The following is a 21,347-nucleotide window of genomic DNA, read 5'->3' on the forward strand; positions in this document are numbered from 1 at the left end:
TTCGCGCTCAGGAGGAAATCCATCATGCGCACCATGCTCGTTCTTGCTTTGCTTGCCTTTGCCGTGCCCGCCTACGCCGCCAATCATGCGGTCCAGATCAAGGGCATGAAATTTAACCCACCGAAAATCGCGGTCGCCGTTGGCGATACCATCACTTTCACCAATGCCGACTCGATGACGCACACCGCCACCGCGCTCGATGGCTCCTTCGACACCGGCCATCTCGCCACCGGCAAGAGCGCCAAGGTCAAGGTATCGGCGGCCGGCGCACATCCATTCCATTGTGCGATCCACAGCTCGATGAAGGGCATTGTCACAGCCAAATAGCGGCATCCTCGCCAGAGGGCCCCTGGCGTTGCGGTCAAAGCCGCCGATCCCCTCCCAAGGGGAGATCGGGGCTCCTATTGCGGTCATCGCGTGTTGGCCCAGCGCTCGTGGCTTTATCGGCCGGCCGCGATAGGCTAAGGGCGGGAAGCAAAATTCCCCACCGCCCGGACTGCCAATGACCGCCAAGACCAAGTCAAAACCTCTGTTCCTCGGCATCGACACCGGCGGCACCTACACCGATGCCGTGCTGTGGTCCGAGACGGAGGGCCCGCAGCAGGGGCCGAACAAGGGCAAGGTGCTGGCCAAGGCCAAGGCGCTGACCACCAGGCATGATCTCGCTGTCGGCATTTCCGGCGCGGTCGACGCGGTGCTCGAAAAGGCCGGTACCGATCCGGCCGCGATCAAACTGGTCTCGATGTCGACGACGCTGGCCACCAATGCGCTGGTCGAGGGCCAGGGGGGCCGCGTCGCGCTCGTCATGATCGGCTTTTCCGAAGCCGACCTCGCCCGCGATGGGCTGAAGACCGCGCTCGGCACCGATCCGGTGGTGTTTTGCCCGGGCGGCCATGATGTCCACGGCAATGCCGCCAAGCTCGATCTGTCAGGGCTGGAAGAGGCCCTGCCGGAACTCGGTGCCTCGGTGTCCGGCTTTGCCGTGTGCGCCTATTTCGCCACCCGCAACCCGGCGCATGAGATCGCCGCCCGCGAACTGATCCGCGACAAGACCGGCCTGCCGGTCACCGCGAGCCACGAACTCTCGGCCAAGCTCGGCGGCCCGCGTCGGGCGCTGACCACGCTGCTCAACGCCAGGCTGATCTCGATGATCGACCGGCTGGTGGCGGCGACCGAAGGGTTTTTGCAAGCCCGCAACATCGCCGCTCCCCTGATGGTGGTGCGCGGCGACGGTGCGCTGGTCTCGGCGGTGTTCGCCCGCCAGCGGCCGATCGAGACCATCCTCTCCGGTCCGGCGGCCAGCCTGGTCGGTGCCCGCCACATGACCGGGCTCGACAATGCCGTGGTCTCCGACATTGGCGGCACCACCACCGATGTCGCCGTGCTCGACAAGGGCCGGCCGCGCCTGGATCCCGAAGGCGCCACCGTCGGAGGCTTCCGCACCATGGTCGAGGCGGTCGCCATGCGCACCTTCGGCCTTGGCGGCGATTCCGAAGTGGCGCTGGAGGACGGCGCGCTCAATCCAAAAATACTGCTCGGGCCGCGCCGCCTGGTGCCGCTGGCGCTGGCCGGCATGGGGCATGGCGACGCCGTCAAATCGGAGCTCGAACGCCAGCTGCGTTCGCCCAATCCCGGCCGCATGGACGGCCGCTTCGCGGTGCGCACCGGCGTGCCGGACAGGCTTGCGGCGGGTCTCACCGCTCCGGAAGCGCGGCTTTACGAGGCGATCGGCGCGACGCCGCTTGCCCTCGACAGGTTGCTGACGTCCAATGCCCAGAACGCCACCTTGAACCGGCTAGTCTCGCGTGGGCTGGTGCATATCTCAGGCTTCACCCCGTCGGACGCAGCACACGTGCTGGGCAAGCAGGCCAATTGGGATGCCGCCACCGCCCGCCTCGGCGCCGAGCTGTTCGCCCGCAAGCGCGATGGCCGTGGCCAGCCTATCGCCGCGTCGCCGGAAGTGATCTCGGAGCGCGTGCTGGTGACGCTGACGCGCTGGTCGGCCGAATACATCCTCGAAACCGCCTTCGCCGAGGACGGGCTCGATGGCGCCGCGACCGTGGCGCACGCGCTGGTGCAGCGCGCCGTCGATGCCCATCCCGGCATCGCCCGGTTGAGCGTCGCGCTCGACCGCCCGGTCATCGGCCTCGGCGCTTCCGCGCCGCTGCACTACGCCGGCCTGGCGCCCCTGGTCGGCAATGACTGCGTGGTGCCCGAGGACACCGATGTCGCCAACGCGCTCGGCGCCGTCGTCGGCCAGGTCAGGGTCTCGGCCGAAGCGCGGGTCAGCCAGCCTAGGGAAGGGCTGTTCCGTCTGGCCTCCGGAGAAACGGTGCGCGATTTCCTCGACGAGGCTGCGGCGATCGCCGCTGCCGAGGCCGATGTGCGAGCGATCGTGGCCGAGCGCGCCCGGGACGCCGGTACCGACAATGCCGAGATCGACGTCGCGACCGAGTTCAAGGTTTCCACCGTCGAAGCCCAGCGCATGTTCATCGAGGCGCATGTGGTGGCGGTCGCCTCGGGACGGCCACGGATCGCGATGTGAGCGCCTTCCTTCTCCCCGTTCACGGGGAGAAGGTGCCCGAAGGGCGGATGAGGGGCAGAGCCAAGGGAATGCAGTTTCACTGTGCCGCCCGTTCGGCCAACGCCGCGCCGCCCCCTCATCTGGCTGCCGCCATCTTCTCCCCATAGAACGGGGAGAAGGACGCAGCTTCGCCAACCTTGCCTAAATGTCCCCTTCACCTTAAGCCGAATTGACCCTGTAGACCTGACATGCCAAAGGCCCGCCCGAGCCTTTCGTCTGGAGACAAGCTGATGACCGATCGCATCGAGATCGCTGGATTGCGGATTGCCCGCGCGCTGCATGATTTTGTGGCTGGCGAGGCCGTGCCCGGCACCGGCATCGCCGCAGATGCGTTCTGGAACGGTTTTTCGGCCATCGTCCACGACCTCGCGCCGAAGAACCGGGCGCTGCTCAAAAAACGCGACGCCATGCAGGAAAAGCTCGACGGCTGGTATCGCGACAATGGCGCGCCGGTCGACATGGAGGCTTACAGGGGCTTCCTGAAAGAGATCGGTTATCTCGTTCCCGAAGGGCCGGCCTTCAGCGTGTTGACGGGAAATGTCGATCCCGAAATCGCCTTTGTTGCCGGGCCGCAGCTGGTGGTGCCGGTGATGAATGCGCGCTATGCGCTCAACGCCGCCAATGCGCGCTGGGGTTCGCTCTACGATGCGCTCTATGGCACCGATGCCATTCCCGAGACCGGCGGCGCGGAAAAGGGTAAAGGCTTCAACCCGGCGCGCGGCGCCAAGGTCATCGCCTGGGCCAAGGATTTCCTCGATCAGTCGGTGCCGCTCACCTCGGGCAAATGGGCGGGGGTCAACGGCCTGTCGGTGGCGCATGGCGCGCTGAAGCTTGGCGCCGGCGCCGGCGGCACCACGCTGGCCGACCCCAGGCAATTCGTCGGTTATCGCGGCGATGCCGCCAACCCCGATGCCGTGCTGCTGGTGAAGAACGGACTGCACATCGAGATCGTCATCGACCGCAACAACCAGATCGGCCGCACCGATCCGGCGGGCATTGCCGACGTCATCCTGGAATCGGCGCTGACCACCATCCAGGACTGCGAGGATTCGGTCGCGGCGGTGGATGCGGAGGACAAGGTCGTCGTCTACCGCAACTGGCTCGGCCTGATGAAGGGCGACCTCGCCGAAGAGATCAGCAAGGGCGGCAAGACGTTTGTCCGTAAGCTCAACCCCGACCGCGCCTACACCGCGCCCGGCGGCGGCACGCTGACGCTGCCCGGCCGCTCGCTGATGCTGGTCAGGAACGTCGGCCACCTGATGACCAATCCGGCGATCCTGGACCGCGACGGCAACGAGGTGCCGGAAGGCATCATGGACGCCGCGCTGACGGCGCTGATCGCGTTGCACGATGTCGGGTCGAAAGGCCGCCGCGCCAATTCCCGCGCCGGCTCGATGTATGTGGTGAAGCCCAAGATGCACGGGCCGGAGGAAGTCGCTTTCGCCGTCGAGATCTTCGACCGTGTCGAGGCGCTGCTCGGCATGGCGAAGAACACCATCAAGATGGGCATCATGGACGAGGAGCGGCGTACTACTATCAACCTCAAGGAAGCGATCCGCGCCGCGAAGGAACGCGTGGTGTTCATCAACACCGGATTCCTCGACCGCACCGGCGACGAGATCCACACCTCGATGGAAGCCGGCCCGATGATCCGCAAGGGCGACATGAAGCAGGCCGCCTGGATCTCCGCCTACGAGGCCTGGAATGTCGACACCGGGCTCGAATGCGGGCTCGCCGGCCATGCCCAGATCGGCAAGGGCATGTGGGCGATGCCGGATCTGATGGCGGCGATGCTGGAACAGAAGATCGCGCATCCCAAGGCCGGCGCCAACACCGCCTGGGTGCCGTCGCCGACGGCCGCGACCTTGCATGCCACGCACTATCACAAGGTCGACGTCCACGCCGTGCAGGCGGCGTTGAAGAGCCGGCCGAAGGCGAAACTCGACGATATCTTGTCCGTTCCGGTGGCCGTGCGGCCGAACTGGACACCCGACGAGATCCAGCGCGAACTCGACAACAACGCTCAAGGCATTCTGGGCTATGTCGTGCGCTGGATCGACCAGGGCGTCGGGTGCTCGAAAGTGCCCGACATCAACGATGTCGGCCTGATGGAAGACCGCGCCACGCTGCGCATCTCCTCGCAGCACATCGCCAACTGGCTGCGCCACAAGGTGTGTTCGGAGATCCAGGTACGCGATTCCCTGCAGCGCATGGCGGCCATCGTCGACCGCCAGAATGTCGGCGATCCGCTCTACCGGCCGATGGCGCCGGATTTCGACACCTCCATCGCCTTCCAGGCCGCCTGTGACCTGGTGTTCAAGGGAACCAGCCAGCCCAACGGCTATACGGAGCCGGTGCTGCACGCGCGGCGGCTGGAGCTGAAGGCGAAGGGCTGAACGGGCAAGAGCACTGGCACCGCATTAAGCCGCCGCGATCATTTTTCACAGGTCGGCGCTGCCCCTCATTGCCCTGCCGGGCATTTCTCCCCGTTTGCGGGGTGAAGATGGCCGCAGCCAGATGAGGGGCGGCGCTGCATCTGGCAAATAGGCAGCCAGCACCGGACGCCGCGTGTTCAAAGAGATCCCGGATCCGTTCTACGATCCTCAATTCAGCCTCAGCGTTCCCCGCAATTTCGACCGATCCCGGCCAGCGCTGTCACCGGGCCGGCGCGCGCCTTGCGGTGAGACAGGAACCATTACCCAACTTGAACAGTTGGACGTGAACGGATAGCGAACACTGTCCGTTAAGCCATTGAATTCATTTGCCTTGAATTTCGGGCGCGAAAATGTGTGGTAACAACATTTGTGCTGTTTGCTCTGTTTTGTCTGGATTTGACGGCATTTATTTACTAACAACGCTGGCATGTTTGTCGTTGAGAGAGTCGCGCGCGGCCATCGCTATCTCTACCTCGTGGAAAGTGTCCGCGACGGCAAAACCGTTCGCCAGCGCACGATAAAGGCACTGGGCCGCAAGGATGCGCTGGTTGCCAGCGGCGAACTTGACAGATTGGCGGCCTCGATTGCGCGCCATGGCGAACGCAGCCTCATCCTGTCCGACATTGACGCGGGGCGGATTGCCTCTCGCCGCATTGGCGGTCCGCTGTTGTTCGGGCGGCTGTGGCAGCGGCTCGGGATTGGCGATGTGCTGGAAGAGGTGCTGGAAGGGCGCCAGTTCGGCTTTGCGGTGGAACGGGCGGTGTTCATTGGCACGTTGCATCGGCTGTTCGTGTCGGGCTCGGACCGCGACTGCGCGAACTGGATGGCCGATTATGGTATCGAGGGCGCCGAGGGTCTGGCGCTCCATCACTTTTACCGGGCCATGGCGTGGCTGGGCGAGGAACGCGGCGAAAAGGCGCAAGGCGCGCTGGTGGCGCGCTGCGTGAAAGACGTGATCGAGGAAAAGCTCTTCGCGCGCCGGCAGGACCTGTTCACCGACCTCAGCCTTGTGTTCATGGACACAACCTCGTTATCCTTCTACGGCGCGGGCGGCGAGACGCTGGGCAAGCGCGGGCATTCCAAGGACTTCCGCCCCGATCTGGCGCAAATGATCCTGGCGCTGGTCGTTGATGGCGAGGGCCGGCCGATCTGCACCGAGATGGTGCCTGGCAACACCGCTGACGTGACCGTCCTGTTGCCGGTGGTCGATCGGCTGCGAACGCGCTTCGGCGTCACACGCGCCTGCGTTGTCGCCGATCGCGGCATGATCAGCGCCGATACCATCGCCGCGCTCGAAAAGCTGGGCATGGAATACATTCTGGGGGCCCGCGAACGCTCGAGCAGCGTGATCCACAACGTCGTGCTCAATGACACGGCGCCGATGGTTCCGCTCGTTCTCGAGCGCCAGCGCGGTGAAACTCAGTTGTGGGTCAAAGAGGTCAAGTTCGGTAAAGACCGCTACATCGTCAGCCGCAATGACGCCGAGGCCGAGAAGGACAAGGCCGACCGCCAGGCGATCATCGCCGGCCTCGAGGCACAGCTCAAGAAGGGCGACAAGGCACTGGTCGGCAACTCGGCCTACCGGCGTTACCTCAAGGCCGGCGGCAAGAACTTCAAGATCGATGTCGGCAAGCTTGCCGAGGAAGCCCGCTACGACGGTATCACCGTGGTGCGGACCAACGCGAAGGTGACCCCGCTCCAGGCCGTGCTGCGGTATCGCGATTTGCTCGAGGTCGAGAGCCTGTTCCGCGCCGCCAAGGCAACCTTCAATACCCGGCCGATCTTCCACCAATCCGATGCCGCCATCCGCGGGCATGTGTTCTGCTCGTTCCTGGCGCTCGTGCTCAGCAAGGAACTGCGCCGCCTCTGCCGGGCCAAAGGCCTGACGCCCGAATGGCAGCCGCTCCTACGCGATCTCGATCGCCTCCAGGAAGCCACCATCGAAAAGGATGGTCGCATCGTCACAACCAGAACTCACGTCACCGGCCAAGTGGGCAACGTCTTCAAGGCAGCTGGCATCGCTCTGCCACACAACCTCGACGAACAACTCGCCTGAGATCCCCCCAAAATGTAGTGGTAACACGCGCCGGCGCGCGCCTAACATGCTGACTTAATGACATATTCTCACAGGCGGTGTTTAAGTCGGGCATTAGGGCGCTGATCACATAAATGCGATGTCGAGGTGACCGGCAATCAGTTCCACGCGCCTTGACGACCACTAATCTACCTACTAGTTGGTAGGTAGATTAAACGAGAGACCCCATAATGCCTGGACAAATGAACGATCAGAGCCCGTCATCAAACGGCTGGCTCAAAAGCTATTACTATCTGCGGTTTGCCGTATCGGCAGCCTGGGTTGTGGCGGCTTTCACCGTCGCGAAAAGCAGCCCGCCGCTCGCTGCCGCCATGCTGGTTGCCTATCCTGCATGGGATGCGCTTGCGAATTACATCGACGCCCGGCGCACCGGCGGGCTCGGCCGCAACAAGTCGCAATTGCTGAACTTCGCCGTCAGCATCGTCGCCACGATTGCGGTCGCCATCGCGCTCGGTCACAGCATGAATGCGGTGCTCTCGGTCTACGGCGTCTGGGCCGTTGTCTCCGGCGTGTTTCAGCTCCTGACCGCGGCGCGGCGCTGGAAAACCAACGGTGCGCAATGGCCGATGATCCTGAGCGGCGCCCAATCGGCGCTGGCGGGTCTGTTCTTCGTCAAGATGGCCGGCGGCACGGAGATCATCGGCATCGCCAATGTTGCACCTTATGCCGCGTTCGGCGCCTTCTACTTCTTCGTGTCCGCTCTGTGGCTGTCGGTCAGCGACGTCCTTCGCAAGTCGCCGCGGGTCGCAAGTTAGGGCAATGCCAGCAAAAGTGTGAGCGCTTTCCCTTGGGAATCGCGTCAAAACAAACGGGTTAGAGCGGTTCGCCGGTTTCCATGAAACGGCGAACCGCTCTAAGTGCAGAGGAGCCCTCCGCCGGAGCAAGTCATGAGCAAGCCTTCGAACACCGCCGACGAGATCCTGGCCGCCGCGCGAGCCTTCATCGTCGCGGGCGGCTACAATGGATTCAGCTACGCCGATATCGCCGAGGTGGTTGGCATCCGCAAAGCCAGCATCCATCACCATTTCCCCAGCAAGGTCGACCTCGTGCAGACCCTGCTCAAGCGTTACCTCGAGGATGCCGTCATCGGCATGGGAGGGCTCGAGCGCGATGTCCCCGAACCGCCCGAGTTGCTTCGAACCTATGCCGGCATCTGGGCCCGATGCATCGAGGATGCGAGCGTGCCGTTCTGCGTCTGCGCGCTGCTTGCCAGCGAGCTGCCCGCCCTTCCGCCGGAGGTTGCCGTGGAAGTCCGGGCGTATTTCCAGTTTCTCTCGGGATGGCTGACTGGCGTCATCGAGCGCGGCGCAGAACAGAGGACACTGGCAATATCGAATGCGCCGCGTGTGGAAGCGGAAGCCTTCATGGCGACCGTCCACGGGGCAATGCTTTCCGCGCGAGCCTATGGCGATGTCTTGACCTTCGGCATGATCCTGACGCCGACGCTGCAGAAGTTGATCCCCGCGACCGATTGATCCGGGCAAAGGCGGATCGGCCCGACGCGCGGTTTAATGACCACAATGTTAGGATAGGTGGCTCCTCCGAAGCCGCACCTGTAGCTCCCAGCGACGGGCTGGTCGCGCGCGTGAAAATCGGCAAAACCGTGCTTTACGAGGCCCTCTACGCCCAAAATCAGCCGCATCCACCGTCAGGCCGAATGTTCTTCATACGTTCTCAAATGTCGGACAGGTTCACCGCCTTTCCTGTCGTGATGCCTACCTCTTTTTGAAGGAGGGGAGCTACAATGTCGCTCGCGGATTTACGGTCACCCCGGAGGGAGGAGATTATGAAATACCTCGTAAATTGGAACGAGCGGCCACAGGGATCGGCGATCGAATACGAGAACGTCCAAAAGCGCATCCTGAAAATCTTCCGGCACTGGGAGATACCCAGCGAAGTCAAGGTACATGCCTTCGTGGCGCGGGTGGGTGAATGGGGTGGCAGCATGCTGATCGAGGCAGATGACCCGCTGGTAGCCCACAAAATGTGTTCGACCTTCCCGGCGTTCCAATTCGACGTCCATCAGGTCATCGACGTTCAGGACGCGGTCCGCGTCGAGATGGAAGCTATCAAATGGCGGGATGAACTTCCTTCATGAGCGGCAGCCGACGAGGCTGCGCATCTCGCAAAAGCCGGACGAGGCGACGCATTCGGAGCGCACTCGCTTCACCGGCTTCGTGGGATCCAGCCGGTGCGCTCACGAAGCAGGTCGCGCACCGAGGCATGGATCCTGGCTTTGGGGCGAGACAGCACGTGGGTACTGCGCAAGTGATTGGCGACGGCGGAAGGCGCTCTACGCCGCCTGCGCCACGCGTTCCGAACTCATGCGATAGGAAATCGCTTCGGCAAGATGGATGCGGCCGACGGTTTCGCTGGCGTCGAGGTCGGCCAGCGTGCGCGCCACTTTCAGCACGCGGTGATAGGCCCGCGCCGAGAAAGCGAGTTTCTCGCTGGCGTCCTTGAGCAGCGACAGGCCGGCTGCGTCGGGCATCGCGATGTCCTCGATGACAGAAGGTGCGCAATGGGCGTTGGTGGTGGCGCTGGTCACGCCGAGCCGTTCGAAACGCTCGCGCTGCAGGGTGCGGGCGCCTGCGACGCGCAGCGCCACATCAGCACTCTTCTCCGCTCGATCCGGCCTTATCAGGTCGCTGGCCGAGACCGCCGGCACTTCGATCCGCAGGTCGATGCGGTCGAGCAGCGGACCGGAAATGCGTGCCTGATAATCGGTGCGGCAGCGTTCGCCGCGCAGGCAGCGATAGCCCGGTTCGCCGGCCATGCCGCAGCGGCACGGGTTCATCGCCGCCACCAGCTGGATGCGCGCCGGATAGGTGACGCGGTGGTTGGCGCGCGCGATCATGCAGTCGCCCGTCTCCAGCGGCTGGCGCAGCGCATCGAGCGTCTGCGGCGTGAATTCGGGGAACTCGTCGAGGAACAGCACGCCGTGGTGGGCGAGCGAGACTTCGCCCGGCCGTGCGCGCAACCCGCCGCCGACCATTGCCGCCATCGAGGCCGAATGGTGCGGGGCGCGGAACGGCCGCCGGTCGGTCAGCTTGCCTTCGCCGAGCTCGCCCGCCACCGAGGCGATCATCGAGACTTCGAGCAATTCCTTCGGCGCCAGCGGCGGCAGGATCGACGGCAGCCGCTGCGCCAGCATCGATTTTCCCGAGCCTGGCGGGCCGACCATCAGCAGATTGTGGCCGCCGGCCGCCGCCACTTCCAGCGCCCGCTTGGCCGTCTCCTGGCCCTTGATGTCGGCAAGGTCGGGCAGGTCGCGCGCCGCTGCGTGGATACCGGCCTCCGGCCGCGACAGCACCTGCGTGCCACGGAAATGATTGGCGATGGCGATCAGGCTGCGCGGCGCCAGAATATCGAAGTCCTTGCCGGCCCAGGCGGCTTCCGGCCCGCAGGCGAACGGACAGATCAGCCCCTTGCCCTCGGCATTGGCGCCGATCGCCGCCGGCAGGGCACCGGCGACGGCGGCAATGGTGCCGTCGAGCGACAATTCGCCAAGCACGACATAACCGGCCAGCATGTCGCCCGGAATGGCGCCAAGCGCGGCCATCAGGCCAAGCGCGATCGGCAGATCGTAATGGCTGCCTTCCTTGGGCAGGTCGGCCGGCGCCAGATTGACCGTCACCTTCTTCGACGGCATCGACAGGCCCGACGCATGCAGCGCCGCCTGCACCCGCTCACGGCTTTCGGCCACCGCCTTGTCGGGCAGGCCGACGATCTGCATGCCGACCTTGCCGGGCGCGATCATCACCTGCACGTCGACCGGCACGGCCTCGATGCCCTGGAAAGCGACCGTGCGAACCCGCGCCACCATTTTCCCACCCCGGATATGGGCCGCAACCCATGCGATAGGCCTGGAACGTGGCCCCGGCAGAAGACAATCACAGATTGCCGGTCAAATCAAGAACATTACGAGAACAAGGCAATCGCTATGGTTGCAGCCGGATTGAGCCCGGTTGAAAAGGCGGAACATGGTTAATACGAACTGAAAACGGAAAATATCGCTGTGTGCCTATGACCGCAGTGAGGCGCGACATCGTCACAGAATTGTCAGCCCCAGTCTCGCGGCAGGTCTCATTTCGATCCACCCAGGGAGTGAATATGAGCAGCCATGAAAATGACTACCAGGATAACCAGTATCGAAGCAAGTCCGTAAAGGCTTCGGTCCTTCTCGTCGAGAGGACGAAAGAATTTACCTCGCATGCTGTTCAACCCAAATAAATTCACCAGTGATGCCGCAATACCGAAACAAACGGCGAGTATTAAAAAGACATTTTCATATAGGATGCTTGCCACATTTCTCCTCCCGGATCGCTTAGGCAGCAGGGTGTCGGAGGTTACTTCCGCTTCCCCTCGACCGCATCCCAGAACAGGCTGGCAATGTCGGCGCCGCCGAAGCGCTGCACCTCGCGCACGCCGGTCGGCGAGGTCACGTTGATCTCGGTCATGTAGTCGCCGATGACGTCGATGCCGACCAGGATGAAGCCGCGTTCCCTGAGCGACGGCCCGATGCGGGCGCAGATCTCGCGCTCGCGCTCGGTCAGTTCGGTCTTCTCGGCGCGGCCGCCGACATGCATGTTGGAGCGGGAATCATGCTCGGCCGGCACGCGGTTGATGGCGCCGACCGGCTCGCCGTCGATCAGGATGATGCGCTTGTCGCCCTTGCGCACATCCTTGAGGTAGCGCTGCACGATATAGGGCTCGCGGAACAGCTGGCCGAACATTTCGAGCAGCGAGGCGAGGTTGCGGTCGGCCTCGTGCAGATGGAAGATGCCGGCGCCGCCATTGCCGTAGAGCGGCTTGACGATGATGTCGCCGAATTCCTTGCGGAAGGCGGCGACTTCTTGGCTGTCCTTGGTGATCAGCGTGTCCGGCATCAGGTCGGCAAACTCGGTGACGAAGATCTTTTCCGGGCTGTTGCGCACCCAGGCCGGGTCGTTGACGACCAGCGTCTTCGGGTGGATGCGCTCGAGGATATGCGTGGTGGTGATGTAGTTCATGTCGAAGGGCGGATCCTGGCGCAGCAGGACGACGTCCATCTCCGAAAGGTCGGTGCGCACCTTCTCGCCCAGCGAGTAATGGCTGCCCTTCTCGTCGCGCACCTGCATCTCCTCGATGCGCGCAAACACCTTGCCGTCGCGTAGCGACAGCCGGTCGGGCGTGTAATGGAACAATTGGTGGCCGCGCCGCTGCGCTTCCAGCGACAGCGCGAACGACGTGTCGCCGGCGATCGACACGGTGGAGATATGGTCCATCTGGACGGCGATTTTCAGCTTCATGGCGGGTCCCCAGCGCAGTCGACGAGAGCGATATAAGGGTCGCCGCGCCTTCTGCCAATCGCGACATCTGAAGATCGGCAACAGCAGGGCACAATCCCCGCCAGCCCGATCGCGACAAGACAAGCGGCCGCGTCATCGTTTTCTTAAGCCTTGCTGTACAAGAATAGGCCTCGAATACCCCAACGGCAGGCGCCGGATGGGGGCCCTCGATGGAACAACGACCATGAACGCGCTCACCGCCATCCGCGCCGCCGCGACCAAACAGCTTGAACTCACCATCCTGATGCCGTGCCTCAACGAGGCCGAGACGCTGGCCGTTTGCATCGGCAAGGCCAGGGCTTTCCTCGATAAGGCCGGAATCCTGGGTGAGGTGCTGATCGCGGACAATGGCAGCACCGATGGTTCGCAGGAGATCGCGGCCCAGGGCGGCGCTCGTGTCGTTCCGGTGGCGCAGAAGGGCTATGGCGCGGCACTTCTCGGCGGCATCGCCGCCGCCAGGGGGCGCTTCATCATCATGGGCGATGCCGACGACAGCTACGATTTCGGCGCGCTGGATGCCTTCATGACGCGCCTGCGCGACGGCGCCGACCTGGTCATGGGCAATCGCTTCCAGGGCGGCATCGAAACCGGCGCCATGCCGACGCTGCATCGCTATCTCGGCAATCCGGTGCTGAGCTTCGTCGGCCGCCTGTTTTTCCGCATCAAGACCGGGGACTTCCACTGCGGCCTGCGTGGCTTCAATGCCGAGAGCATCCGCAAGCTCGACCTGCAGACAACCGGCATGGAATTCGCCAGCGAAATGGTGGTGCGCAGCGCGCTTGCCGGGCTGCGCATCGAGGAAGTGCCGACCACGCTCAAACCCGACGGCCGCAGCCGGCCGCCGCATCTCAGGACCTGGCGTGACGGCTGGCGGCATCTCAAATTCCTGCTCGTCTACAATCCGCGCTGGATGTTCTTCATCCCGGGCGCGGCGTTGTGCGGCCTGGGCATGCTGTTCGCAGCCCTGCTGGTGTTTGGACCGCTGCGGGTGATCGACAATCTTTCGCTCGACCTCAACACTTTCGTCGCCGCCTGCTTCATGATCATCACCGGCATCCAGCTCATCACCTTCGGCGCCATATCGCGATACTATGCCGAGATCACCGGCATCCTGCCGCGCAGCCGCGGGTCCGACTGGCTGAGAAGGACCATCAGCACCGACCGTCTTGCCGCCAATGCCGGCATCTGCTTTGCCGGCGGCGTCCTGTTCTTCGGCTATGCGGTGCTGCGCTGGGCGCATCTTGGCTTCGGCCCGCTGAACGATTCCGAAATCCCGCGCATCGTCGTGCTGGGCCTGAGCCTGATCGTCATTTCGTTCCAGGCCTTCTTTTCGGCATTCCTGCTCGGTGTCCTGGAGATCCCGGTCAAGCGGCTGAAAGCCGGCCAGCCCGGCGGATCCGGCGAAGCCGCCGCGACTGCCGAAAAATGAGCCGGCTTCTACGAAGATTCGCCGCGGTACGGCTTGTCCGGTTTGTCATCGTCGGCGTTGGCGCGGCGCTGCTGTTGTTCATGCTGTCATGGGCCTTGGTGTCGGCCGGTTTGCCGCCATTCGTCGGAAGCGTCATCGCCTATATGCTGGCCTTCGTCGTGGCATATTCGGCACAACGTGGCTGGACGTTCGAGGGACGCCACGACCACGCCCATGCGTTTCCACGCTATCTCGTCACCCAGCTGGTCTGCGCAGCGTTTGCAGGCCTGTCCGCCCATGTCGCGGTGTCGATATTTTCCGCCTCGCCGCTGATCATGTCAGCCATTATCACCGTCGCCGCAAGCGCCGCGAGCTATGTGCTCTCATCGGTCTGGGTGTTTCGCGACGATCAAAGAGCCGCGTGAAGGCATTCGACGGCGGCCCGCCGACGCGATGCGACGACGTGCAAGGCTGGTTTAAGATTTGCGCAGTGAGTTCGCGATAACTTCCGTCGCGAAAAGAGCGCCCAGAGGCCGTCCCGTGACTCCTGCCGATACCATGATCTCCGTCGAGGCCAAGCCACTTCCGTCACGGCGCAACGACCTCGCGCTCGTGCTCGTCGCCACGCTGGTGATGGTTGCCGTCAGCGCCCTCAGCGGATTCCGCGACTTGACCGACGCCGGCGGCGACAATGACAATCTGTTGCGTCTGGTCGAGGTTCGCGACATGCTGGCCGGCCAGGGCTGGTTCGACCTGCATCAGTACCGGATGGGTCTTGAAGGCGGCTTCGTCATGCACTGGTCGCGGCTGGTCGACGCGCCGCTCGCCGCCATCGTTCTCGTAGCCTCGGCGCTGACCGGCAGCATGGCCAGGGCCGAGACCATCGCCGAGGTGCTCTGGCCGGCACTGCTCTTCTACCTCGCTTTGCTCTTTACCGCCCGCGCGGCGCGCAGTTTCGCCGGTGCCGCGGCCGTGCTGCCGGCTGTCGTCATCGGCGCCGCGGCGCTGCATTTCATCGGCATCTTTTCGCCCGGCTCGCTCGATCATCACAATGTCCAGCTGACGCTGACCATGGCCTGCCTGAGCCTGCTGCTCGACGCACCCGTGCAGCGCTGGGCGGCGCTGCTCGCGGGCCTGTGCGCGGCGCTGATGCTGGCCGTCGGCATGGAAACGGCGCCCTACGTCGCCACCATCGGCGCGTGCATTGCCCTGCTGTTTGTCGCCGACCCCAGCGGCGAGGGGCGGATCGCCAGGGATTTCGGCCTTGGCTTTGCCGGCGTTTCGGGGCTGGTCTTCCTCACCACCATCGCCCCATCGGCGTGGGGCCAGCCGCAATGCGATGCTTTCTCGACAGTGCAGTTCGTGATGGCCGCGCTCGCCGGATGCGGCCTTGCCGCCGTGGCATCGCTCAACATGGCCAACGCCACGCTCGGCCGTCGCCTGTTTGCGCTCGGCCTGCTCGTGCTCGTGCTGGGCGCTGTCGTGGTGTCGCTTTTCCCGCAATGCCTGGCAGCCCCCTATGCGAACCTCGATCCGCGCCTCAGGGAATTATGGCTCGACAACATCGAAGAGGCGCAGTCGCTGTACAAGCTTGTCATCTACAACCAGGTCGCGGTGGTGGAGCGTTTCGCCACGCCACTGGTGGCGATCCTGCTGATGGCGCTTGGCCTCGGCCGTGGCGGCTCGCGGCGGCAGGACAGCCTCGTTGGCGCGCTGCTGGTGGTGGCGTTCCTGGTCAGTGCCTGGCAAGTGCGCGGCTCGACTTTCTCCATTGCCTTGGCGGTGATCCCGCTTTGCGCCTGGATCGCCAAATGGCGGCAGCGGGCCGAAGCCAGCCCGTCGCGCGGCGCCGCGCTCAGGGTGGCCGCGGCCTGGCTGGTCTCGGTCAACGCACTCTGGGCGTGCGCGGCCGTGGCTGCATCAAGCGCCTTCGAAACAGCTGAGGCCGTCAAGGCCGCCAGTGTCGATGGGAACTGCCAAGGCAAGACCTCGTTCGCAGCGCTCAGCCAGCTGCCGGACACCACCGTGCTCGCCATTTCCAATCTTGGCTCGCCCATCCTGGCCTATTCCGGACATCGCGTGTTCGCCGGACCGTATCATCGCAACGTCGCGGGAAACCTGCTTGCACTCGATACCTTCCTCGGATCGGCCGCCGATGCCAGGTCGGTGGTCGAAAGCCACCATGTCGGGCTTGTCGCGCTCTGCCGCGGCAACCCGGAAACCCGCCTGCTCGTCGGCAGGGCGCCGGACGGCTTTCTGGCCGGGCTGACGCGCGGCAATTTGCCGGACTGGCTGGAGCCGGTGGCGGAGACACGGGGTGCCCGGCTCGAGCTCTATCGCGTCAAGCTCGGCGGCTGAAAATCAGCGCGAAAACAAAGGCTTGACGCTTGGTTTAGCCGGCTCCCCGGGGTATCCGGCTTTCTGCCCCGGCAAGATCGCCGGTGAAACCCGGATTCCGCTTTTCCGGATTACGTTCCGGCCGCGAAAAATCGATTTTCGAGATACGTTTCCTAAAGGGTTTGCTGGCAGTCTCCGACACAAATTCCGACGTTAAAACAGGGACACCGATGCAAACTCCGTTTGGCACCGGTCAGGCAAACAGGGAGAGCACGGATCTGGCCTTCACCGATCCGTTGACCGGGCTTGGCAACCATCGCCGCTTCTTCGACAAGGTCGATCGCCTGATCAGCGACCGCGCCGATGATCCCGCGCCCTTCACAGTCGGCATTCTCGACCTCGATGGCTTCAAGCCTATCAACGATCTGTTCGGTCACAAGGCCGGCGACGACATCCTGATCCAGGTCGCCATGCGGCTGCGCGCCTCGATGGACGGCCATTCGACGGTCTGCCGCATCGGCGCCGACGAATTCGCCTTCCTCTATCCGCTGGTGTTCTCCGAGGACGCGGCGGCGGAAAAAGCCCGCATGCTGATCGAGATCCTGTCGGCGCCCTACGATGTCGGCGAACGCACCGCCAGGCTGTCGGCCTCGGTCGGCTGCTCGCTGTTCTATTCCGGCGACGAGACCACCGAGATCCTCGTCAACAAGGCCGAGACGGCGCTCTACCACGCCAAGCGTTCCGGCCGTGGCCGCGTCGTCGTCTACACCCGCGAGATGGAAGAGGCGGCCAAGCGCGTCACCCGCATCGAGCAGGCGCTGCGCCGCGCCGTCTCGGCGGGCGAGGTGGAACCGCATTTCCAGCCGATCGTCGACCTCACCACGCGCCGCACCATCGGCTTCGAGACGCTGGCGCGCTGGACCGATCGCGATCTCGGTGCCGTGCCGCCGACGGTCTTCATCCCCATCGCCGAGGAGCGCGGCATCATCGGCCCGCTGTCGCAGCTGGTGCTGCGCAAGGCGACCGAGGCGGCGAGGAGCTGGCCGAGCGACCTGTTCCTGTCCTTCAACCTGTCGCCCTCGCAGCTCGTCGACCAGAACACCGGCCTGCACATATTGGCGATCCTCGACCGCACCGGCTTCGATCCGCGCCGTCTCGAGATCGAGATCACCGAGACCGGCCTGATGAACGACCCGGCCTCCGCCGCGCAGATCGTCGAGGATCTGCGGCGCGTCGGCATCCGCGTCTCGCTCGACGATTTCGGCACCGGCCAGTCTTCGCTCGGCCGCCTGCGCGAATTCCATTTCGACAAGCTCAAGATCGACCGCGCCTTCGTCGCCTCCATTCTCGACGACCGCCCGTCCGAACACATCATCCGCGCCATTCTCGCCATGTGCGAAGGGTTGGGCATGGATGTGGTCGCCGAAGGCATAGAAGAGGAAGCGCAGGCCGATCGCCTGGTCCAGTTCGGCTGCGCCGGCGGGCAGGGTTATCTGTTCGGCAAGCCGGTCGATGCCGACGCCACGCTCGGCTATCTCCGCGATTCCTTCCGTGGCGCCCTGCGCGCCAAGGCGATCTGACCGGCGCTTTCGGCCTAATCGACATTCCGCCGATATCGCGGCGCACTTCCGGTGCGGCGCATTGTCGTTTTGTCCGACATAAGCCTGCAAATCCGACGTTTCGCCCTTGCCCGCGCGACTTGCGTGGCTAGGATGCGCGCCGTTCATGCCTACAGCACCGCGCGTCCCTGGGACGCGCAAAGGACGCTGTAGCAACTTATATTTGCGCATGATCCCTATCCGAAAATCGATCCGATTTTCGGGGTCATGCGCCGGGAGAGAAGAATATGATGCCATCGGCGGATTTTGCCGACCTCAAGGGAGCCTCGGTGCTGATCACCGGCGGCGGTTCCGGGATCGGCGCGGCGCTGACCGAGGGTTTCGTGCGCCAGGGTGCCAATGTCGCCTTCATCGACATCGCCGAGGGGCCGAGCACGCTGCTTGCCGACCGCATCGAGAAGGAATTCGGCCGCCGGCCGCTCTACCTCAAGACCGACCTGCGCGACATCGAGGCGCTGCGCGCCTCGGCTGCCAGGGCGGCACAGGCGCATGGCGATGTCACCGTGCTGGTCAACAATGCCGCCTGGGACGAGCGCCACGCCGTCGAGGACGTGACGGTGGAGTTCTGGGACAACAACCAGGCGATCAACCTCAGACCACATTTCTTCACCGCGCAGGCGGTGGCACCGGGCATGAAGCGGGCCGGCGGCGGCTCGATCATCAACTTCACCTCGACATCCTACCTCATCAACCACCCTGACATGCCGGCCTATACCGCCGCCAAGGCGGGCATCCTCGGCCTCACCAAGGGGCTGGCAGGCAAGCTCGGGCCTGACCGCATCCGCGTCAACGCCGTCGCGCCAGGCTGGGTGATCACCGAACGGCAGCAGGAACGCTGGGTGACCGAAGGGGCGCTTGCCGCCCATGTTGCCAAGCAGTGCATCAAGGAGGTCATGCGCCCGGACGACATGGTCGGCACGGTGCTGTTCCTCGCCTCGGACGCCTCGCGCATGCTGACCGCGCAGATGCTGATCGTCGACGGAGGTTTTCTGTGACCCCGGAATTTGCCGGCAACGCTCCGGCGGTCGCCGCGCTCGATTGGGGCACGACCCGGCTGCGCGCATGGCTGATCGACGGCAGCGGCAAGGTGCTGGCCGAGCGCCGCGGCGATGACGGCCTGATCACCGCGCGCGAAAAAGGTTTTTCGAACGTTCTGGAAGGCCATCTGGCCGCCATGGGCGCGCCGGAAACACTGCCCGTCATCATCTGCGGCATGGCCGGCTCTCGTCAGGGCTGGATCGAGGCGCCGTATGTGACCGTACCGGCGCCGATCGGCGCCATCCTTGGCGGTGCCGCTCGCGTGGCTGATCAGAAACGCGACATCCGCATCGTGCCGGGCCTCGCCCAGCGCCTGGCCGATGCGCCCGATGTCATGCGCGGTGAGGAAACACAATTGGCCGGCGCCGGTTTGCCGGCAAAGGGGCGGCATCTCGCCTGCATGCCCGGCACCCATTCGAAATGGGTGCTGGTCGAGGATGGCGCGGTTGCCGGCTTCGGCACATGGCCGACCGGCGAGTTGTTTTCGGTGCTGGCCGCGCACTCCATCCTCAAGCATTCGCTGGGCGAGCATCCGGCTCCCGTCACCGGGGACAATACATTCTTCCGGCAATGGTGCGAACGCGCGCTCGGCGAGGGTGGCGATGTCACCTCGAAGCTGTTTGCCATCCGTGCCGCCGGGCTCCTGCAGGACCTGAAGTCGGAAGATGCGGCGGCCTGCCTGTCCGGGCTTTTGATCGGCGGCGAGATCGCCTCGGCGAAGCGCCGCTATGGCGCCGGCGATGCGCCGGTCGTGCTGATTGCCTCGGGTGCGCTCGCTGTGCTCTACCAGGCTGCACTCGACCTCGCAGGACTTGCCGTCCGCACCGTCGACGCCGATGAAGCGGTGCGCGCCGGTCTCATCGAAGCCGCGCGCGAAAACGGCATGATCGCCAGAACCGGAGCCTTGGCATGACCGAGACCGCAGCCTTTCCAAAACTCAAGCGCGGGCTGGTCGCCATACTGCGTGGCCTGAAACCCGCCGAGGCGATTGCCATGGGGCAGGCGCTGTTCGATGCCGGCATCGAGGCGATCGAAGTGCCGCTCAACTCGCCCCAGCCCTTCTCGTCGATCGCCAGGATTGTCCAAGTGCTGCCGAAGTCGGCCTTGATCGGCGCCGGCACGGTGTTGACGGCGGCCGATGTCGACGGCCTGCACCAGGCCGGCGGGCGGCTGCTGGTCAGCCCCAACATCGATGCCGAGGTGATGGCGCGCGCCATGCACTACGGCATGGTGACCATGCCCGGCGTGTTCACGCCGACGGAGGCCTTTCAGGCGATCCGGCTGGGCGCCTCGGCCTTGAAGTTCTTTCCGGCAAGCGCGCTCGGCGCATCCGGCATTTCCGCCATCCGGGCGGTGCTGCCGGCACAGACGCTGGTCGGTGCCGTTGGCGGCGTTTCGGAGAAGGATTTTGCCGGCTACAAGGCGGTGGGCGTCACGGTGTTCGGCCTGGGCTCAAGCCTGTTCAAGCCCGGCATGAGCGTCGACGACGTCGCGGCGCGTGCGCACGCCGCCGTCGCGGCCTGGGACGCGGTGTTCGGAGAAGCATGATGAGCGAAGTTTCGGTTTTTTCCGATCACATCTGCCAGCTCGGCGAAGGCCCGAGCTACGATCCGGCCAGCGATGCGCTGTTCTGGTTCGATATCGTCAACGGCAAGCTTCTGGAAAAGCCGCTCACGGGCGCGCTGAAAATCCACGAGCTTGGCCAGATGGCCAGTGCCATCGCCATCATCGACGACCAGCGCCAGCTGATCGCCACCGAGACCGGGCTTTTTGTCCGCGATGTCGCGACCGGTGCGATGACGCTGCATACGCCCATCGAGGCCGACAATCCGCTCACCCGCTCCAACGATTCCCGCGTCCATCCCTGCGGTGCCTTTTGGGTCGGCACGATGGCCAAGGACGAGAGCAAGGGTGCGGGCGCGATCTACTGGTTTTTCAGGGGCGAGTTGCGCCGCCTGTTTTCGGACATCACCGTGTCGAACTCGATCTGCTTTTCGCAGGACGGGACGATCGCCTATTACACCGACACCGCGACCGGCCTCTTGATGCGCGTCGCCTGCGATCCGGCGACTGGCCTGCCGGTTGGCGTACCGAAAGTGTTCGTCGACCATCGCTCCTCGAAGGGCTATGTCGACGGCTCCGTCGTCGACCGCGATGGCGTGCTGTGGAATGCCGTCTGGGGCGGCGCGGCGGTGAAGGCCTATTCGCCCGATGGCGCATTGCTGCGCGAAATTCCCATGCCGGTGACGCAGGCCTCCTGTCCGGCCTTTGTCGGCGCCAAGGCCGACCGTCTGGCGGTGACCTCGGCCTGGAAGGGCAAGGACGACAAGCAGCGCAAGCTCGATCCGCAGGCGGGCATGACCTTCCTCATCGACATCCCCGTCAACGGCCGGTTCGAACCGCGCGTGCTGATCGCCTGAACAGAGAGCGCCCGAACAGACTGGGCGATCGGCGCCGCCCCTCTTCATAGCGGTGTTGTCACGCAGGCGTCCGGCTTGGGT

General features: G+C 64.5%; 17 protein-coding genes. 15 read left to right on the forward strand and 2 right to left on the reverse strand.

The window, feature by feature from the left end; genetic code table 11:
• The first annotated feature begins 24 nt into the window (after nucleotides 1–24).
• The 7 genes from ACVILI_RS04935 to ACVILI_RS04965 all read left to right on the forward strand — a co-directional run bounded on the left by ACVILI_RS04935 (nucleotide 25) and on the right by ACVILI_RS04965 (nucleotide 9,212).
• Nucleotides 25–327, forward strand: coding sequence for a cupredoxin domain-containing protein (locus tag ACVILI_RS04935; protein ID WP_019862340.1), 303 nt, complete (start codon nucleotides 25–27; stop codon nucleotides 325–327).
• Nucleotides 328–502: 175 nt separating this feature from the next.
• Nucleotides 503–2,545, forward strand: a complete 2,043-nt coding sequence (locus ACVILI_RS04940) for a hydantoinase/oxoprolinase family protein (RefSeq protein WP_240564571.1) — start codon at nucleotides 503–505, stop codon at nucleotides 2,543–2,545.
• Between the two features lie 269 nt (nucleotides 2,546–2,814).
• Nucleotides 2,815–4,980, forward strand: a complete 2,166-nt coding sequence (locus ACVILI_RS04945) for a malate synthase G (protein WP_038651013.1) — start codon at nucleotides 2,815–2,817, stop codon at nucleotides 4,978–4,980.
• Nucleotides 4,981–5,446: 466 nt separating this feature from the next.
• Complete coding sequence (locus ACVILI_RS04950; RefSeq protein ID WP_038655116.1) at nucleotides 5,447–7,075, forward strand: IS1634 family transposase; 1,629 nt, start codon at nucleotides 5,447–5,449, stop codon at nucleotides 7,073–7,075.
• 209 nt (nucleotides 7,076–7,284) lie between these two features.
• The gene (locus tag ACVILI_RS04955; RefSeq protein ID WP_064985343.1) at nucleotides 7,285–7,869 is read left to right on the forward strand and encodes a DUF308 domain-containing protein; all 585 of its coding nucleotides are present in this window, start codon (nucleotides 7,285–7,287) and stop codon (nucleotides 7,867–7,869) included.
• 132 nt (nucleotides 7,870–8,001) lie between these two features.
• The gene (locus ACVILI_RS04960; RefSeq protein WP_019862344.1) at nucleotides 8,002–8,589 is read left to right on the forward strand and encodes a TetR/AcrR family transcriptional regulator; all 588 of its coding nucleotides are present in this window, start codon (nucleotides 8,002–8,004) and stop codon (nucleotides 8,587–8,589) included.
• 311 nt (nucleotides 8,590–8,900) lie between these two features.
• On the forward strand, nucleotides 8,901–9,212 hold the full coding sequence (locus ACVILI_RS04965; protein WP_038653615.1) for a DUF3303 domain-containing protein: 312 nt from the start codon (nucleotides 8,901–8,903) through the stop codon (nucleotides 9,210–9,212).
• Nucleotides 9,213–9,407: 195 nt separating this feature from the next.
• On the opposite strand, the gene ACVILI_RS04970 is transcribed toward ACVILI_RS04965, so the two are convergent.
• Nucleotides 9,408–10,940 carry a YifB family Mg chelatase-like AAA ATPase gene (locus tag ACVILI_RS04970; protein ID WP_240564572.1) on the reverse strand — a complete coding sequence of 511 codons (1,533 nt, stop codon included), beginning with the start codon at nucleotides 10,938–10,940 and terminating at the stop codon, nucleotides 9,408–9,410.
• A gap of 523 nt (nucleotides 10,941–11,463) precedes the next feature.
• The gene (gene gshB / locus ACVILI_RS04975; protein ID WP_038651019.1) at nucleotides 11,464–12,405 is read right to left on the reverse strand and encodes a glutathione synthase; all 942 of its coding nucleotides are present in this window, start codon (nucleotides 12,403–12,405) and stop codon (nucleotides 11,464–11,466) included.
• Between the two features lie 223 nt (nucleotides 12,406–12,628).
• Between gshB and ACVILI_RS04980 the strand changes: the two genes are divergently transcribed.
• The 8 genes from ACVILI_RS04980 to ACVILI_RS05015 all read left to right on the forward strand — a co-directional run bounded on the left by ACVILI_RS04980 (nucleotide 12,629) and on the right by ACVILI_RS05015 (nucleotide 21,266).
• Complete coding sequence (locus ACVILI_RS04980; RefSeq protein WP_038651022.1) at nucleotides 12,629–13,873, forward strand: glycosyltransferase family 2 protein; 1,245 nt, start codon at nucleotides 12,629–12,631, stop codon at nucleotides 13,871–13,873.
• On the forward strand, nucleotides 13,870–14,277 hold the full coding sequence (locus ACVILI_RS04985) for a GtrA family protein (protein ID WP_038651025.1): 408 nt from the start codon (nucleotides 13,870–13,872) through the stop codon (nucleotides 14,275–14,277). The genes ACVILI_RS04980 and ACVILI_RS04985 overlap by 4 nt, the downstream gene beginning before the upstream one ends.
• A gap of 115 nt (nucleotides 14,278–14,392) precedes the next feature.
• Nucleotides 14,393–16,210 carry a hypothetical protein gene (locus tag ACVILI_RS04990; RefSeq protein WP_038651027.1) on the forward strand — a complete coding sequence of 606 codons (1,818 nt, stop codon included), beginning with the start codon at nucleotides 14,393–14,395 and terminating at the stop codon, nucleotides 16,208–16,210.
• 209 nt (nucleotides 16,211–16,419) lie between these two features.
• Complete coding sequence (locus ACVILI_RS04995; protein WP_019862352.1) at nucleotides 16,420–17,769, forward strand: putative bifunctional diguanylate cyclase/phosphodiesterase; 1,350 nt, start codon at nucleotides 16,420–16,422, stop codon at nucleotides 17,767–17,769.
• 266 nt (nucleotides 17,770–18,035) lie between these two features.
• The gene (locus ACVILI_RS05000) at nucleotides 18,036–18,803 is read left to right on the forward strand and encodes an SDR family NAD(P)-dependent oxidoreductase (protein ID WP_019862353.1); all 768 of its coding nucleotides are present in this window, start codon (nucleotides 18,036–18,038) and stop codon (nucleotides 18,801–18,803) included.
• The gene (locus ACVILI_RS05005; protein ID WP_038651031.1) at nucleotides 18,800–19,759 is read left to right on the forward strand and encodes a 2-dehydro-3-deoxygalactonokinase; all 960 of its coding nucleotides are present in this window, start codon (nucleotides 18,800–18,802) and stop codon (nucleotides 19,757–19,759) included. The genes ACVILI_RS05000 and ACVILI_RS05005 overlap by 4 nt, the downstream gene beginning before the upstream one ends.
• The gene (locus ACVILI_RS05010; RefSeq protein ID WP_038651034.1) at nucleotides 19,756–20,394 is read left to right on the forward strand and encodes a 2-dehydro-3-deoxy-6-phosphogalactonate aldolase; all 639 of its coding nucleotides are present in this window, start codon (nucleotides 19,756–19,758) and stop codon (nucleotides 20,392–20,394) included. The genes ACVILI_RS05005 and ACVILI_RS05010 overlap by 4 nt, the downstream gene beginning before the upstream one ends.
• Nucleotides 20,394–21,266, forward strand: a complete 873-nt coding sequence (locus ACVILI_RS05015; RefSeq protein ID WP_038651038.1) for an SMP-30/gluconolactonase/LRE family protein — start codon at nucleotides 20,394–20,396, stop codon at nucleotides 21,264–21,266. The genes ACVILI_RS05010 and ACVILI_RS05015 overlap by 1 nt, the downstream gene beginning before the upstream one ends.
• Nucleotides 21,267–21,347 lie beyond the last annotated feature (81 nt).

This window comes from Mesorhizobium sp. USDA 4775, from assembly GCF_054062655.1.